Origin of the sequence: Marseilla massiliensis (genome assembly GCF_016899855.1) — a bacterium.
Classification (GTDB): domain Bacteria; phylum Bacteroidota; class Bacteroidia; order Bacteroidales; family Bacteroidaceae; genus Prevotella.
Genome location: NZ_JACJJG010000060.1, coordinates 1 through 17,281, shown reverse-complemented (window position 1 = coordinate 17,281; position 17,281 = coordinate 1). Strand labels below are relative to the sequence as shown.

The window sequence follows — 17,281 nt, the reverse complement described above, 5'->3', positions numbered from 1 at the left end:
GCTCCTGTTCGAAGCGTTGCTCTATCTGCTTGTCAATGAATGGCGGCGTGCTTTCGTCCACATCCTCGTGATATACCTCCTTGTATATATCTTTTATCTTGGCGTATGCCTCCGTTGGGTTACCCTCTACGAGTATTGATATATTCCTTGGCCACGTTATGTTCTTGCACGTCTGCAGGATAAGTCCTTGGGTATAGTTGCGGATGTCGTGCACGTTGAAATCATTGATTATGCCTCCGTAACGTGCATTCCCGTTGAGAAGCAGTGGTATGAGTGCGTTATACCTGTCGCTCGTATGCGTTGAGTTGGGGCTCATTTTCAGAAAATAAAGCGACTTGCCGTTAAGGTAAACAATGCTGTCACCCTTCAGATTGAGGTTGTTCTTCATCTTTATACCGTATATCTTCATCATTTCCGGCGTGCCTGTTATGACGTTGAAGGTGCTCTTGTCCTTGTCGCCGTCGAACTGTACAGACGGATTGTTACCACCGTCAACCGGCGTTCCGTACGACGGAGCTACCGCCTTTACGAACGGAAGGGTGCGCAGACGGTCGATAAACCGGTCGGTGAAGTCGTTGTCAGTGGCGTTATTGAGTTTCAGGGCGATAATGTTTTTAGTGTTGAAACCGAGTGGAGCTTTCGTCAGGTGAAGCATTTGGCGCGCCATTATGAAGGCGCAGGATAGCATTACGATGGTTATCACGTTCTGCACTGTTATGAAAACGCGCGAGAATACCATCTTTGTCTGCTTGCGGAACGTGCCGCGCACCACCTCGATTGGCTTCACCCGTGACAGTATTGCGGCAGGAAGTACGCCTGCGATGAGGCTTACCACGATGACGAAAGCCGTTATAATGGCTATGCTGAAGGGCTGCAACAGCAGCGACAAGTCTAACTTAGTGTTGAGCAGCCGGCCTGCATACGGGGTGGCTACGTAGGCCAGCGCCACGGCGATAAACAGCGAGATGACGCACATTACGAGCGACTCCATGAACATGTTGGCGGCCACTCCGCCCTTATTGCACCCGAAAAGGCGGCGCGTTGCCATCTCCCTTGCACGGTAACCGCTCTGCGCAACGGTCAGGTTTATGTAGTTCATTATGGAGAAAAGTAGGATGACTATTCCCACGGCGAACAAAATCTTTACCAACATAAGGTTGCCGAGATGCAGGCCGGAGTAGGCGTCAAGTCCTGAGAAATACAGTTTGTCAAGACGTGTTATTGTAGGATTAAAATTGTCGGAAGTTTCGTTCAGGTATTTTTCTACATCCTTGTGCTTGGCCATGAAGTCGCTGCCTTCGCGTACCAACACGAACACCGAGGACGAAAGAAGGTTGCAAAACTGGTAGAAATATTCGTCCTTGTTAGCCAAGTTGGTGCAGAATGAGAAGTCGATTATCGCGTCAACATCCTTGTCTATGATAGTGTTGTCAAAGTCGGTCACCACCCCCGTTACGCGAAAGTGGGTGTTGTCGGCGGTCGTTATGTCGCGTCCTACGGCGTTGTCGGTGCCGAACATGCGGCGTGCGAAGCTCTCCGTCAGAACGATGTTGCCTTTCTGCATCTGGCAGGTGGTACGGTCGCCGTAGAGAAGGGGAAAGTCGAACAGGTCGAAAAATGTCGAGTCGGTTTCAATTACGTTTGCGTTTACGAAGTCATCCTTGTCTTTTAGTTTCAGCTTTTCCGTGGTGAAGGCGCACGTCTTCTCTATTTCAGGATACTTGTCGCGCAGAAACCGTTGCGCGATATGGTGGCAGTTGGCAGTGCGTGTGCTGTCGCCGGCGGTCAGCCCGACGTTGAATATACGGTCGGCCTTGCTATGCTGGCGGTCGATACTGGTTTCCTGCCACGTATAAAGCCCGATGATGATGACGAACATCAGGCTGACGGCCAGTCCGAATATGTTTACCGCCGTATAGGCCTTGTTCCTCGAGAGGAACGTGAAGTAGCTTTTCAGGTTAAAATTTGGCATAATTTTAATATTTAGAAGCCCCCACCCGACCTCCCCGAGGGGAGGAATTGGGTTGCTTGTGTTTATTAATTAATTATATTTATTTCCAGTTTTAAATCCTTTCTCCTCCCCTCGGTGAGGTTAGGTGGGGGCTGCTTGATAATCAACGTGTTATAAAGAGCTTTCTAAAAGACCGTCTTTTGACCTCTAAAAGGTGGCCTTTTACAGCCTAAAAGGCCACCTTTTGCAATGCAATTTGCCGTCTTTTGTTTTTCCATCGTTTATCGCTCTTTTTTTCGTCAGGCATTTTTTACCTTTTTACTGTTTTACCTTTTTACTTTTAACGGTCTTTTCTCACCTTCTCACTTTTTCACCTTCTCACCTTTAAACTTATTCTTGCTTAATATTCTTCACCGGGTTTTCTCCTGCCGCAATCCAGCTTTGCACTGCCACTGCGGCAAAACTTATGAGCAGAACAATTACGCCCGCCACGATAATCCACGGCCACCACGTGATGCGATAGCTGTATTGCGAAATCCAGTCGGACATGAAATGCACGATAATCGGCACGGCAATGACGAACGCTATGCCCACGTACAGCAGGAAAGTACGTATCAACCGCCGCCGCACCTGGTTGCCCGTGGAGCCGAACACCTTGCGTATGGCTATCTCCCTTGCCCTCTGCTGGATGAAGTAAGTCGACATTGCGACAAGCCCGAGGAGCGATATTACTATCGCGACGAAGGCGAAGAGCGCCACGATTTTGGTCGTGCGGATTTCCTCCTGGAACACTTCCTCTATCTGTTTGTCGACAAACGGAGATGACGACTCGTCAATTTCCTCGTGGAATACATCTTTATATATGTCCTTGATTTTGGCGTATGCCTCTATCGGATCGCCCTCAACCTGTACCGTAACGGTCCACGGCATGGTGACGTTCTTGGTCACGAGGATAAGGATTGCCCGCTGTTCGGCCAGTATCGAGCCGAGGCGTATGTCGTTGATGACGCCCCCGTACTGCGGCTTTTCCGGGAAACGGTAGAATTGGCTGCCGTCATACCTGTCGCTAAGATGCGTGTCAGTGGGCTTCATGTGAAACGCTTTCAGGGCCAGGTCGTTAAGATACAGGATGCTGTCGCCCTTTGCGTGCAGGTCGGTTTTCAGCGTAATGCCGTAGATTTTCATAAATTCCGGCGTCGTGATGAACAGCTGGAACGACGTAAAATCATTGTCCCCGTCCAGTTGTATGGTGTTGTTATTGCCTCCGTCGGTCGGCGTTCCCATAGACGGAGCTGCCGCCTTGACTTCCGGCATGGCGCGTAACTTATCGAGGAACACGTCCAACTTGTTGCTCGCGAATGCCCTGCCGCCAGATATCGTGAGGTTGTTCACTGTCTTGAAGCCTAACGGAGCCTTCACCAGATGCAGCATCTGGAACGACATTATGAGGGCGCAGGCCAGCATGGTTATGGTTATCACGTTCTGCACCGTTATGAAAACGCGCGAGAAGAACATCTTTGTCTGCTTTGTAAACGTGCCGCGCACCACCTCGATAGGCTTCACCTTAGAGAGTATCGTGGCAGGAAGCACGCCTGCGATGAGGCTCACCACGATGACGAAAGCCGCTAATACGGCTATTCCCAAGGGGCTGAACAGCGGAGCAAGGCTTATCTTCGTGTCGAGCAGACGGCCTATATAGGGCGCAAATACGTAGGCAAGGGCGATGGCGATGACGAGCGACAGCAGGCACATTACTAACGATTCGCCGAACATGTTGGTGCCGACGCCCGCCTTTGTGCAGCCGAAGAGGCGGCGCGTGGCCATCTCCCGGGCGCGGTAACCGCTTTGGGCTACGGTCAGGTTGATGTAGTTCATTATCGAGAAGAGCAGGATTACCACCGCTACGGCTGCCAGAATGCTTACCAACTTGAAGTTGCCTAAGTGCAGATAGTACAGGTTATCGCAGCCCGAGAAGTACAGCTTGTCGAGCGGAATGAGCACGGGGCTAACCTGGGTGTAACCATCTTCCGGCCCGGGCCAGAACGTCGGGAAGAATTTTTGCACGTCTTTCTCCTTTTGCATGAAGTCCGTTCCCTTGCGTACTTGCACGAAAGCCATTGTTGAGCCGATGGCTATTGACATCGGGAAGTTTTCGTCTGAGTAAGCGTTACCCATCAGATTGCAATAAGAGAAGTCCACGATGGCGCACACGTCCTTGCCGATTATCGTGCCGTCGAAGTCCTGCACCACGCCCGTTACGCGGAAGTGGAGCGAGTCTTCGGTCATTATCGGCCGACCGATAACGTCGTCAGTGCCGAACATCCGGCGCGCGAAGCTCTCCGTCAGCACGATGTTGTTCCTTTGGTTGAGGCACGTCTTGCGGTCGCCGCGCAGCAGTTTGAAGTCGAACATCGAGAAAAACGTCGAGTCGCTCATCAGCACATCGGGGTTTAGTATGTCCCCGCGGTCGAGCAGGCGCAGTCTGCCGCAAGTGAATCCGCAGGTCTGTTCAATCTCTGGATATTGCTTTTTCATGTACCGCAGCACCGCGTGGTGGCTGCCGGCTCTTGGTTTCGGTTCGTCCTTCAGCTTCAATCCGACGGCGTAAATGCGGTCGGCCTTGCCATGCTGGCGGTCTACGCTGAACTCGTGCCACGCGTAAAGGCCGATCAGTATGACGAACATCAGGCTGACGGCGAGGCCGAACACATTGACCGCCGTGTATGCTTTGTTCCTTGAAAGGAACGTGAAGTAGCTCTTTAAGTTGAAGTTTGGCATGATAATATGGGGTTTATAAGCCCCCTCCTAACCTCCCCGAGGGGAGGAATTGGGTTGCTTGTGTTTATTAATTAATTATATTTATTTTCAGTTTTACATCTCTTCTCCTCCCCTCGGGGATGTCGGGAGGGCTGCTTTGTAATTGTTTGATAATCAATGTGTTACGAGTGGTGTTGCAAAAGGCCGTCTTTTGGTCTCTAAAAGGTGGCCTTTTACCGCCCAAAAGGCCACCTTTTGCAACGCGAAAGGCCATCTTTTAGCCTCCTCCTGATTTCAAGAGTAGCCCCCACCTAACCTCCCCGAGGGAAGGAACAGGTTTGCATTGTTGTTTTAATGTCATTTGATTGCTGTTTTTATTGTTCTACATTTGTTTTTCTCCTCCCCTCGGGGAGGTTGGGAGGGGGCTTCTTTTTTGCTGTTTTTATTGTTCTACATTTGTCTTTCCTCTCCCCTCGGGGAGGCCGGGAGAGGGCTTTTTGGCATCACTCCAGCACGAGTATCTCGTTGTCTTTGTAGCTTTCGTAGCCGCTGACTATTACCTTTTCGCCGGGTTCGAGTCCTTCCAGCACCTCGTAATACTGCGGGTTCTGCCGGCCGATACGTATATTGCGGCGGTAAGCCTTGCGGCCGTCCTTGTCGAGAACGAATATCCACGAGCCGCCCGTTACGCTGTAGAACGTGCCTTTGGGGATGATTATTGCTTTCTTGGCCTCGCCTAATTGCAGGTCGATGTAGTACGTCTGGCCGGTGCGTATGTTCTTCGGGCGCTCGCCGAGGAACACGAAGTCTATCTTGAAACGTCCCTCGCGAACCTCGGGATACACCTTGCGCACTCGCAAACGGTACTTTCTGCCGTTCTGTTCAAACGTTGCCTGCAGGCCCGTATGCACCCGGTCGATGTAGTGTTCGTCAACCTGCGCCTCCACCTTGTAGTCGCTCAGGTCGTTGATAACGCCAATCTTCTGCCCCGGCGATATGCTCTGGCCCAGCTCTACGTCAAGAAGTCCTATCTCGCCGTCGATGGTCGAGCGCACGTCGAGCTTCGCCTTGCGCTGCCGCACCAGCTCAACGTTCTTGCGCATCGAGGCCAGGTCGCCCGTCATCTGCGCCACTTGCGAGCGGTTCAGCTCGTTAGTCTTCTTCAGCCGCTGCTGTATCAGCTCCTCTTTCTGCACCGCCAGCTCGTAGTCTTCTTTCGCCTTGAGGTACTCTTCGCGTGAGTTCAGCTCCTCCTTTTGCAGAGCTGCCTGGTGTTTGTATGCCCTACGCTTGGTCTGCACGTCCATCTTGAGCTGCAAAGCCTCGTTGCGGTTGTTCAGGTTGTCCTGCTCCATTGATAGCTGAGTGCTCCTCAGCATGTTCTGTTTCTCGGCAAGCTCGCTCTCGGCGTTGAGTATTTCGAGGTCGAGGTTAGAGTTGTTAAGGCGCACTATGACGTCGCCCTTCTTCACGTGGACGCCCTCTTCAACAGTCTTTTCAAGCACAACGCCGCCCTCTTCGGGTGAAATCTGCACCACCTGGATAGGAACCACGCTGCCGTCTACGCTCACGTAGTCGTCAAACTGCGCGTTCTCTACCGTCCCGATGTTAAGTCCGCGGCGGTCAACGCGCAGCGTCGACGAGAAGTTTGACGTCGCCAGCCACACCAATATTACTATTACGAGCAGTCCGCCGCCCGCCCACGGCCAATATTTCCGCGGCAGGATGTATTTCTTTTTCTTCAGTTCAATGTCCATAACGGTTCGTTGTTTATGTAGTAGTTGACTAATTTCTGCCTTATTGCCACGAGCATACGCATCTGCAGCAGCGTGATCTGGCTCTCCAGGTAGGTCTGTGCCGACTCGTGAAGGTCGAACGTTGACAGCATGCCTTCCTCGTACTTGCGGTACGAAAGGCGGTAGGCCAGCGAGTCTGCGGCCGTCTTATTCATCATCTGCCGCAGCTCCTTGGCATATCCCTCATAGTCTATTATCGCCTGGGTGGCGTCGTCGTGCAGCTGTCGTTTGGCGTCAATGACGTCAAGTTGGGCCAGCCGGTAGCTGGTCTTAGCCTGCTTTACCGAGCGCCATGTGCTTGGAGAGAAGATGGGAATGCTCAGCGTCAGCGTGACGTATTCGCCCAAGTTGTTGCGCATTTGCGAGCGGAACGGCTCTATGGCAAGGTCTGATGACATGTTCTTGTAGTAGCTTGTCGACACGCCGCCGCCCAGATACAGCGACGGCAGCAGCGCCGCCCGCTGTATCTTCCAGTCAAGACGCGCCTTCTCGGCGTCGGCCTCGGCCATCACTATGCCAGGCTTCGAGTTTACCGCCTGTTCGCTGACGGTAAGTCCGAAGGGCAGGGTGGGGGTGAGCGCTGCTATCGAGCAGTCTATCGAGAGAGTATCTTCCGTGGGGTAGTTCATGGCCGACTTCAGCGAGAGCAGCGCCGTGCGGGCGAGGTTCTGCTGGTGGAGCAGGTTGTAGTCGTCCTCCGCCACCTGGCTCTCCATCTGCACAACGTCGGGCCGGCTCTTCTCGCCCAGCTCGTAAAGGCGGCGCGTTTTCCTGAGCAGCGCCTGCGAGTCGTCGAGCTTACGGCGCATGAGCTTTATCGACTCGATGGCATACGCCGCGTCGATAAACTTCTGCATTACGTCTATCGCCTTGTCGTCGCGCGCCTTCTGCACGGCCGTTGCCGATGTGTTCTTGGCCAGTCGGGCCTTGCGAAAGGCGTTCCACGTCTGTCCGCCGTCGAATATCGGCAGCGACGCGCTTAGCGAATAGTTGTTGTTAAATGTCGTTACATTATTATATGTATTGGTCTCAGGGTCGATGTTACGTCCCCAGTTGTACTGTCCGCCCACCTGTGCCGACACGCTGGGCAGGAAGTCGAGCAGCGACGTGCGGTAGTCGGTGAGCGCCTGCCGCTGCTCAATCTTCTGCCGCCCGACCTCTGTCGAATGTTCCACGGCGTAGCTGATACACTGCCGCATGGACCATTCCGCCTGGGCGAATCCCGCAGTCGGGACTGCGAGGGCTGTTAAAATTATGGCAATTCGTCTGTTCATACGCTTAATATATAGCCAATACCGTGCCAAAACAGCTATATCGTTGATTATCAACGTGATAGCACTTTGCCGCCATCAGGCTACTGTCTAATTATTAGACAGTGGCTGTCTAATAATTGGACAGTGACCTGATGTTTGCCCGTATCCGTTCGTAGTCATCGCCGTATCAATTATTCGGGTTTGCGAAAGACCGTCTTTTGCCTTGCGGTTTGCCGTCTTTTACGCGCTGAAAGACGGCCTTTTATGCTGCAAAAGGCCATCTTTTGCAATGCTCAGGGTAACATCTTGATAGTCAACTGGTTATGAATGTGTCAAAAATTAGGGGTAAGGATGCCTATAGAAAGGGCGTCGAAGACGTCCAACCATGCTTAACTGCTGGTGGAGCGGAGCGTAACCTGCAGCAATATAAGCCAAGAGTAATGGGCCTCGAAGAGGTCCAACGACCGCCATAGTTCGACCCCTTCGAGGCCGATATAAGTAGTACGATGCTACCGCAGGTGACGTTCGCTACGCTCACTCCACCAGCAGTTAAGCATGGTTGGACGTCTCCGACGCCCTATTAAATAACCCGAACATCATAATACGTTTTACTTTTTATCAACATCCGCAAACATCTGCACTACCGTTAATCGTGCATAAGCAGGCAAGGCATTTGTCTTTAACTCCTTAGTGAGCGGAGCGAACGGTAACTACTTTAACTCCTTTAACTACTAAATGAATGTTCGTTGTGTGAACATTCATTTACTTTTTACTTGTTAATTTTTAATTGCGAGCTTGCTACCCCTCTAAAATTGTCCAAAAAATAGACACTCGCTTGCATTTCTCGGTATAACGGATTAATTTTGCATTACGATGAAACAAGGAACAATTCTCGTGGTTGACGACAACCGCAACATACTGGCGACGGTGAAAATGCTGCTCGAAGACTACTTCGAGACAATCGTCGCCATTGCCAGTCCCGACAATATACCTGCCCGCCTGCGTGAGGACAGGCCCGACGTTGTGCTGCTCGATATGAACTTCCGCAGCGGAATGAACAGCGGCAACGAGGGACTTTACTGGCTGAGGCAGGTTAAGAAGCTCAGACCACAGGCCCAGGTGGTGCTCTTTACGGCCTATGCCGACATCCAGCTGGCCGTGACGGGACTCAAGGAAGGCGCCGCCGACTTTGTCGTGAAGCCGTTTGACAACGCCAAGCTCGTGGCCGCCCTGACCGACGCCTACCGCAAGACTGCCGGCACAAAGACCGCCGTCAAGGCTGGCGGAAGCGGTATGTTCTGGGGCCAGTCGCCGTGCATGCAGGAGCTGAAAGCCATGGTCGAGAAGGTGGCGGCTACCGATGCCAACATCCTTATAACGGGCGAGAACGGCACGGGAAAGGAAGTTCTTACCAACGAGATACACCGTCTGTCGCTGCGGCGTGACAGGCGCCTGGTCACGATAGACATGGGCGCGGTGGCCGAGACGCTGTTTGAGAGCGAGCTGTTCGGCTACGTCAAGGGCGCGTTTACCGACGCCAAGGCCGACAAGGAAGGTATGTTTGAACTGGCGGAGGGCGGCACCCTTTTCCTCGACGAAATCGGCAATCTCGGCTACTCGTTGCAGGCCAAACTGCTTACCGCCCTGCAGCGGCGCAGCATTGTGCGTGTGGGCGGCAGTAGCCAGATACCCATCGACGTGCGGCTGGTCTGCGCCACAAACCGCGACCTGCGCCGGATGGTGGCCTCGGGAGAGTTTCGTGAAGACCTGCTGTACCGTATCAACACCATACACCTGCACCTGCCGCCTCTGCGCGAGCGGCGTGAGGACATTCCGGCGCTGGCCCGTATGTTTCTCGACCGCTACGTTACGATGTACAACAAGCCGCGCATGGACTTCACGCCGGCGGCCGAACGCAAGATTGCCGGTCTGCCGTGGTACGGCAACATACGCGAGCTGCAACACTCGGTAGAGAAGGCCGTTATCCTGGGTGACGGCCGTATGATAGACGAACAGGACATCGACGGCAACACGGCGGCCGCGGAAAAGCCGCTCGACGAGGTGCAGACCATTGACGAAATGGAGCGCAGGCTAATAGAAAAGACCCTGCGCGAATGTGAAGGCAACATGTCGCTGGTGGCCTCGAGGCTTGGTGTCTCACGGCAGACGCTGTACAATAAGATTAAGAAGTATGGACTTTAGCGTAATCATCCTGTCCGTCGCGGTGGTCGTTCTGGCCTCGTGCTGCCTTTATCTGAGGCGGCGCTATAAGGGCACGGTGCGCAAGGTAGCGTTCATGTTCAACGCCCTTGACAACGGAGACTATACCTTCCACTTTCCCGAAAGTGGCCGCACCGACGACGACAAGCTGCTTAACGCCTCGCTGAACAGGGTGAAGGACATACTGCGGCACGCCCGCGACGAGCAGATTGAGCGTGAGAAGTACTTTGAGCTGATACTCGACTCGGTGGATACGGGCATACTCGTGGTTGACGACAGCCGTGGGGTGGTGCTCCGCAGCAACCGCGCCGCGCTGAGGTTGTTGCAGAGAGACGTGATAACCCACCTTGACCAGGTGAAGGAAAGCATGAAAAACCTGTCGTCGCGCGAGACATATACCGAGCTGCGTGGCCGCAAGGTGAGGATTGTAGCGCTGAGCGACATCAAGGGCGAGCTGGCTAACCAGGAGACAGACTCGTGGGTTAAGCTGATACGTGTGCTCACGCATGAGATAATGAACACAGTTACGCCCATCGTGTCGTTAAGCGAGACACTGCTCGAAAGACCCGAGGGCGAGCGGCGCGAGGGCCTTAACGTAATCAACCGGACAAGCAAGGAGCTTATACGTTTCGTTGAGAACTACCGTAAATTCACGCACGTGCCTACGCCGGTGCCCAAGCTGTTTTACGTCAAACCGTTCCTTGAGCGCATGTCGCGCCTGTCCGAACCGTTGTTCAGTCGTGGCTGCTCTATTATAATAAAGGTAGAGCCTGACGACCTTCTGGTGTATGCCGACGAGGGCTTGATAAGCCGGGTGGTGTCCAACTTGCTGAAAAACGCCGCCGAGGCTGTGGGCGAAGGCGGCCATATATGGCTAAACGCATACACCGGCGAGGGCGATACCGTGATAATAGACGTAGTCGACGACGGCGACATCATACCTGACGACGTGGCCGCCCACATCTTCATACCGTTCTTTACTACGAAAAAGGAGGGCAGCGGCATAGGCCTGTCTATCTCCCGTCAGATAATGCGCGTAAGCAACGGATTCATCTCTCTCGTAACCGACAAGCATAGCGGGCTTACCACTTTCAGGCTTATTTTCAACTGACTGACGGCGGCAGCGTTTCCGAAAGGCCGTCTTTTAGTTTGTAAAAGACCGTTTTTTGCCTTGCGAAAGGCGGCCTTTTAGCGCCCGTTTGATGGCCTTTTGTAATGCGGTAGGTTTCAACCGCCATTGCGTACGGAAAACGGTTATGTTTTTGCAGGATATGGTATTGGTGTAAACAAAGTAATAACACTCAAGTGTTTTGTCAACTGAAAATTTTTTAAATTTTATAATTTGTTGATTATTAAGTGGTTATGTAGTTCCTAACCGCTAAAATTTCATGTCGCTTTAAGCTTTCGTTACGTTAGTTAGGGAATTTTAACCGGGGGGGGGTAAATTTTGTGATTAAATTTTTATAAATTTGCTCCCATCAATAAAAACACAATTAATTAATAGCGTAATTAATTCTCAAGTATGTCTTAGTATATTGTTATTACCAAAACGATAAGGGCATATACAACAAAAACAGACTAATACTTACGGCAGCAAGACTGGAATATGACAAACGCCGGCATGCCGATCAAAATACAAATTAAAATAACCAACGCATTATTGCATGCCGTGGTCTCGGAACGGAAGCATCCTCGGGCTTATCGTGTGACGGATGGATAGTTGACTTAACGACTTTTTCATTTTACCGCATAGTTGTCAAAGGGATTTCCTCTTCTTGATAATCGGGGTATAGTAGCAGTAAATGAAATATTAAATCCAATATATTATGACAAGGAAGTTACTTATATGCGCGGTTCTGGCGATGTCGGCCCTGACGGCGGCATACGGCCAGAAAATCGCTCTTAAGACCAATGCTTTATATTGGGCGACCACTACGCCTAATATAGGTGTTGAGGCATCTGTCGGCAAGAAACATACCGTACAGCTCTTTTACGGCCTCAATCCGTGGAAGCAGTCGGGCGGCGACCAGTCCAGCTTGCGCCATTGGACGCTCATGCCCGAGTATCGTTATTGGTTCTGCCAGAGTTTTAACGGATGGTTTATCGGTGCACACCTCATGGGCGGACAGTTCAACATGGGTAGCGTCGACTTACCGTTCGGAGTGTTTAACGAGCTTGAGGACCACCGCTACGAGGGCTGGTATGCCGGCGGAGGAATCACGGCGGGTTATCAATGGCCCCTGTCCAAGCACTGGAACATCGAGGCTTCGCTCGGCGTAGGCTACGATTATATCCAGTACGACAAGTTCCGTTGCGGCGAGTGCGGAGAGAGACTGAAGTCCGACCACACCAATTACTTCGGCCCGACGAAGCTTGCGCTAAGCGTGCTGTACATATTCTAATTAAGAATTAAGAGTTAAGAAAACGGCTGACGCCATTTTAATTAAGAATTAAGAGTTAAGAATTAAGAAAATATGCCTCGTTGACTATCAGTCTCATTCGGCTTATTAGTCTTATCAGGCTCATCAGTCTTATCAGGCTCATTAGTCCAATTACATTAACTCAAAAAAATGACAACTATGAATAATCGAAGATATATATCCCTCCTCGCAATGGCCGCAATGGCATGCCTGCCGGCACTGTCGCAGACGCGCATGGCCAACCGCGGAATAGGCGTAGAGGATGTCAGCGTGACGCGCGACGGCGGGTATGTCATGCTGAACATGAAACTTAATCTCGACTCGCTCGACCTTCCTACGAATACAAGACTGGTCTATACCCCAGTGATAAAGACTAAAGAAGGTCAGGTGGAAATGCCCGAGATAGTAATTAACGGCCGCCGTCAGCAGATAATGTATGAGCGTGGCGACATGAAGAAAGACGTTGATGAGCGCGCGCTGGTGGTAAGAAGGCGCAACGGCAAGCCGCAGACAGTGGCATATCAGGGCGCAGCCCCGCTTGAAGACGTCGTTTCCGACTATGATGTCGAGATATTTGAGGACCTCTGCGGTTGCGGTGACAGCATTGACGGCAACAACTACTTGCTGAAGCGTACGCGCAAACCGCTCATGGCTTTCGTACGCCCCGCTGCCGAGGCCCGCAAGGAAAGGCATATTGACAAGACGGCGTATATCGACTTCCCCGTCGACCGTACCGAGCTGCACGCCGACTACAGGCGCAACCCCGCCGAGCTTGACAGCATTATCAACACCATAAACATGGTGAAGCAGGACAACAACCTGACGATAAGCAGCATAGACATTCACGGCTACGCCTCGCCCGAAAGCCCGTACGACCACAACGACTATCTGGCGCGCGAACGTGCGAAGACCCTCAAGGACTATGTTCGCAACCTTGTAGCGCTTGACGACAAACTGTTCACCGTATCGCATACGGCCGAAAACTGGGACGGACTCATCGCCTACCTGCGTGACAGCAACCTTGACAACAAGGACGCGATACTTGCGATAATCGACGACGACAAGCTCAATCCCGACGCCCGCGAGTGGAAAATCAAGCGCGAATATCCTAAGGACTACCGCTTTATGCTCGACACATGGTATCCAGCGTTGCGCCGTTCTGACTACCGGGTGAACTACGTCATCCGTCCGTTTAATGTCGAGGAGGCAAAGCAGATAATCAAGACCAAGCCGCAGCAACTCTCTCTCGAGGAAATGTTCCTTGTTGCCCAGACGTACGAACCCGGCTCGGCAGAGTTTAACGAGGTGATGGAAGTGGCTGTGCGCATGTACCCCGGCGACGCCACGGCAAACTTGAACGCCGCTTGTACACGTCTTAACGCAGGCGACGCCGACGGCGCAAAGCCCTATCTTGACAAGGCCGGCAACAGCCCGCAGGCCCTCAACGCCCGTGCTGCCTACGCCCAGCTGAAAGGTGATTACGACGAGGCGCGCCGCCTGTACAACCAGGCAGCCCAGGCAGGAGTAAGCGAGGCAAAGACCAACCTTGACAACATGTAGAAGGTGAGAAAATGAGACGGTGGGGCTGTCGGGCTAATCTGACCCATAAGCCCGCTCCCTGCCGGCTATAGGTCTCATTAGGTTTATCAGCCTTATTTGGCTCATTGGTCTTAGGCCCATTTGCCATATCAATAATAATTTTACCAATTTATATAATTATTAATCAACCAAACTAAATTATTAAACAATGAAAAAGTACAAATTTTTTGCCCTCGCGTTTGCAACACTTGCGCTGGGAGCATGCTCGAACGACGACATCGTCGACCAGCAGGGTGGCTCAACCGTCAACCCCGGTGAGCAGGGCTACATTTCGGTAGCTCTCAACCTGCCGACACAGCCTACTTCACGTGCCAACGATGCTTACGACGACGGTCTGCCCGTTGAGTACAAGGTTAACGACGCTACGCTGCTCCTCTTCAAGGGAACAAGCGAGGCTTTGGCCACTTTCGCTGGGGCTTACGAACTTGACGTTACAGGCTTTGCCGACAAGGCTCCTGCTGACGACAATATCACGTCAACTGCAACTCTTGTTAGGGAAATAACGAAGCCTTCAACCACTGGTAACGAAAACATCTACGCCCTCGTAGTTGTTAACGACAACGGCAAGCTTACCGTTGCCAACGAGACTGCTTCTCTCGGCGGCGTGGCTCTCACAGGCAAGACTTTCTCTGACTTCGCAGAGCAGGTTCTGACGACTAATGCCGACGAACTCACAGCCGACGGCTTCTTCATGTCTAACGCTCCGCTGTCTAACGTATCTGGTGGAACAACTGCCACTGCCGCTCCTACAGCAACGGTTACGACTCTTGCTGTCATCGACCCGGACAACATCTACACGACTATCGCAGAGGCCAGCAGCAATCCCGCTGCCAACATCTATGTTGAGCGCGCCGTTGCCAAGGTTACTGTGAACGCTACAGACGCAGATAAGGTTACTGGCGGTAACCCAGCTCTCGCCGGATACGAAGTTACTGGTTGGACATTCAACGTAGCCAACACCAAGACTTACGCCGTTCGCAACGTCGAGGGTGCCGACTGGTGGGCGTTCACAAGGACTGGCGCAACTGACTACCGCTTCTTGGGCAATGTACCCGTTGCTGAAAACTTGTATCGTACATACTGGGGCTATGACCCGAACTACAACACTTACACTGCTGCTGACTTCACAGTCAAGAGCGGCGATGAGCTTGACAACACTACTCTCCTCGGCTTCGGCGAGAACAACCCTGGCTACTGCCTCGAGAACACGTTTGACATCGCCAACCAAATCGAGAACCGCACGACAGCTGTTGTTGTTAAGGCCAAGCTGAAAGTTACCGGCGCAGAGAATGACGGCACGTTCTACACTGTAAACGGCAACACGTCTACCATCTACCAGAAGGCAGGTGTTGAGAACCTCGTGAAGACACGCATCATGGATTGGCTTAACGCAAACAAGGCTACTTACATCGAGAGTGGAACAGTTGACGGCGACGACTTGGTTGTAATGCTTTCAAATGCAACAACCGACAAGGGCGGCATCATCACCGTTACTTCTGTTGTTCTTCCTGAAGAAGCAGCTACAGGCATAACATTCGTTGACGGCCAAAACCTTGAAGCTCTGAATGAGGCATTCGCAACTCAGGTTGCCAACCTTGTAAACGGCGGCACAAATCCGCTCGTGATTTCTTACTACAAGAACGGATACGCTTACTATGACATCAAGATTCAGCACTTCGGCGACGAACAGACTCCTTGGGCACAGGACGGTCAGGACGGCTACACTACAGCAGCTGACTTCCTCGGCCGCTACGGCGCGCTCCGCAACAACTGGTATGACATCACTGTAACTGGAATTAAGAACATCGGTTCTGCTTCAGTGCCTGATGTAACCAACAAGTGGGACGACCCGGAGGACAACTACATCGCTGTAAGCATCAATATCCTCTCTTGGGCTAAGCGTACACAGAACGCTGACCTCTAATTCAACTTTGGATCTATTAGATCATTCAAACATTATATTCACTTTTGATTCCGGCGGCGTCGTGACGACGCCACCGGGATTTCAAAAAACTCGTGAGCCGCGGTTTTAAGGCTTGCAGCTCGAAATAAGAAAAGATAAGTAAATAAATCATTAGGTGTGATGTAGAATGTCTTTCCCGGCGTCAGAGACGTCGAACTATGCTTAACCGCATGTGGAGTGACCGTAGGGAACGCAACTTGCGGTATAAGGAATGAAAAGAGGAGAGGGCCTCGAAGAGGTCCAACAACAATCGGACAAACGCCCGATTATCAATGAAGAAAACAACGACCAAATATATTGGCACTATATATAAAAAGGTGAGAAGGTGAAAAAGTGAGAAGGTGAGATGTTTAGTCAACAAGTAGATTTGTTTAGCAGACAAGTAGACAAGTGACGAGCAGACAAGCATACAAGGAGATTTGCCTTATGGAACAACCAACAAGGCATTTGACTTTAACTCCTAACGGAGCGGAGCGAAGTGATAACTCCTTTAACTACTTTAACTCCTGAAAAACTCCTTTAACTCCTGAAAAACTCCTTTAACTCCTAAAAGAAAACTCCTTTAACTACTGAATAATTATAAATACATCAAGATATGAAACGCTTAATAAAACATTTGTACATGTTGGCCGTCATGGCGGCAGGCACAGGAGTGATGGCGTCGTGCGACATGATGGAACAAGACCTTGACGACTGCCCCTATGGACTTTACGTCAACTTCAAGTACGACTACAACCTGCAACGTGCTGACATGTTCAACGACCATGTAGGTTCTGTCACCCTCTACATCTTCGATGAGGATGGCAACCTTGTGAAAACACAAGAGGAGAGCAATGTGGGCGGAGTATCACCGCTCAGCGATCCGGGTTACGCAATGCACATAACCGACCTTGCGCCGGGCCACTACCAGTTTATTGCGCTGGCGGGGCAAAAGCCTTACGGCGACATGTTGGAGACGACGCGCGCAAAGTTCGTGCGCAACGACATGGCCGCAGGCGCATTGATGCAGAGCCTCGAGATAAACCTCGATAAAGGCGCCACTGTGACCGGCCCGGATGGAGCGACCTATTATTCCATCGAGAACAACGGTCTGCCGCTCGACACGCTGTGGCACGGAATGATGACCGAGCCCGTAGAGGTATATCCGATGAGCAGCAACCGCGCGGCGTATGCCACCGTGCCCCTCGTGCGTGACACCAAGCACATCAACGTGGCCCTGCGCGAGCTTGACGATCCGACCGTGATGGACATCGCAAAATATGACATGTACATAACAGACCACAACTCGCGCATACTCTGGGACCTGTCTCTTATACACATCT

10 protein-coding genes are annotated in these 17,281 nt (G+C 51.9%); 6 read left to right on the top strand and 4 right to left on the bottom strand.

Annotation, left to right across the window (positions count from 1 at the left end; all coding sequences use genetic code 11):
* The 4 genes from H6A34_RS10105 to H6A34_RS10090 form a co-directional block, all read right to left on the bottom strand.
* Positions 1 to 1,972 (bottom strand): ABC transporter permease (locus H6A34_RS10105; RefSeq protein ID WP_205105400.1); only part of this gene is annotated, 1,972 nt, incomplete at its 3' end.
* Positions 1,973 to 2,341: 369 nt separating this feature from the next.
* On the bottom strand, positions 2,342 to 4,729 hold the full coding sequence (locus H6A34_RS10100) for an ABC transporter permease (RefSeq protein ID WP_239480831.1): 2,388 nt from the start codon (positions 4,727 to 4,729) through the stop codon (positions 2,342 to 2,344).
* A gap of 482 nt (positions 4,730 to 5,211) precedes the next feature.
* The gene (locus H6A34_RS10095) at positions 5,212 to 6,465 is read right to left on the bottom strand and encodes an efflux RND transporter periplasmic adaptor subunit (protein WP_205105394.1); all 1,254 of its coding nucleotides are present in this window, start codon (positions 6,463 to 6,465) and stop codon (positions 5,212 to 5,214) included.
* A complete protein-coding gene (locus H6A34_RS10090; protein ID WP_205105391.1) occupies positions 6,450 to 7,778 on the bottom strand; it encodes a TolC family protein in 1,329 nt (442 codons plus the stop codon). The genes H6A34_RS10095 and H6A34_RS10090 overlap by 16 nt, the downstream gene beginning before the upstream one ends.
* An 852-nt stretch (positions 7,779 to 8,630) precedes the next feature.
* Here H6A34_RS10090 and H6A34_RS10085 point away from each other — a divergent pair.
* The 6 genes from H6A34_RS10085 to H6A34_RS10060 form a co-directional block, all read left to right on the top strand.
* The gene (locus H6A34_RS10085) at positions 8,631 to 9,959 is read left to right on the top strand and encodes a sigma-54-dependent transcriptional regulator (protein WP_205105389.1); all 1,329 of its coding nucleotides are present in this window, start codon (positions 8,631 to 8,633) and stop codon (positions 9,957 to 9,959) included.
* Entirely contained in the window at positions 9,949 to 11,088 is a 1,140-nt protein-coding gene (locus H6A34_RS10080) for a sensor histidine kinase (RefSeq protein WP_205105388.1), read from the top strand. The genes H6A34_RS10085 and H6A34_RS10080 overlap by 11 nt, the downstream gene beginning before the upstream one ends.
* A 715-nt stretch (positions 11,089 to 11,803) precedes the next feature.
* Positions 11,804 to 12,379, top strand: coding sequence for a DUF3575 domain-containing protein (locus tag H6A34_RS10075; protein WP_021947702.1), 576 nt, complete (start codon positions 11,804 to 11,806; stop codon positions 12,377 to 12,379).
* A gap of 177 nt (positions 12,380 to 12,556) precedes the next feature.
* A complete protein-coding gene (locus H6A34_RS10070; RefSeq protein WP_021947703.1) occupies positions 12,557 to 13,957 on the top strand; it encodes a DUF3868 domain-containing protein in 1,401 nt (466 codons plus the stop codon).
* A 187-nt stretch (positions 13,958 to 14,144) separates the two neighbouring features.
* Positions 14,145 to 15,920, top strand: a complete 1,776-nt coding sequence (locus H6A34_RS10065; protein WP_205105387.1) for an Mfa1 family fimbria major subunit — start codon at positions 14,145 to 14,147, stop codon at positions 15,918 to 15,920.
* Between the two features lie 634 nt (positions 15,921 to 16,554).
* A partial coding sequence (locus H6A34_RS10060; RefSeq protein WP_205105385.1) for a FimB/Mfa2 family fimbrial subunit occupies positions 16,555 to 17,281 on the top strand: 727 nt, incomplete at its 3' end.

Excerpts from the sequence above, each read along its gene's own strand:
- H6A34_RS10080 (WP_205105388.1), top strand. The coding sequence starts at position 9,949 with ATGGACTTTAGCGTAATCATCCTGTCCGTCGCGGTGGTCGTTCTGGCC.
- H6A34_RS10090 (WP_205105391.1), bottom strand. The coding sequence starts at position 7,778 with ATGAACAGACGAATTGCCATAATTTTAACAGCCCTCGCAGTCCCGACT.
- H6A34_RS10100 (WP_239480831.1), bottom strand. The coding sequence starts at position 4,729 with ATGCCAAACTTCAACTTAAAGAGCTACTTCACGTTCCTTTCAAGGAAC.
- H6A34_RS10085 (WP_205105389.1), top strand. The coding sequence starts at position 8,631 with ATGAAACAAGGAACAATTCTCGTGGTTGACGACAACCGCAACATACTG.
- H6A34_RS10065 (WP_205105387.1), top strand. The coding sequence starts at position 14,145 with ATGAAAAAGTACAAATTTTTTGCCCTCGCGTTTGCAACACTTGCGCTG.
- H6A34_RS10095 (WP_205105394.1), bottom strand. The coding sequence starts at position 6,465 with ATGGACATTGAACTGAAGAAAAAGAAATACATCCTGCCGCGGAAATAT.
- H6A34_RS10075 (WP_021947702.1), top strand. The coding sequence starts at position 11,804 with ATGACAAGGAAGTTACTTATATGCGCGGTTCTGGCGATGTCGGCCCTG.
- H6A34_RS10070 (WP_021947703.1), top strand. The coding sequence starts at position 12,557 with ATGAATAATCGAAGATATATATCCCTCCTCGCAATGGCCGCAATGGCA.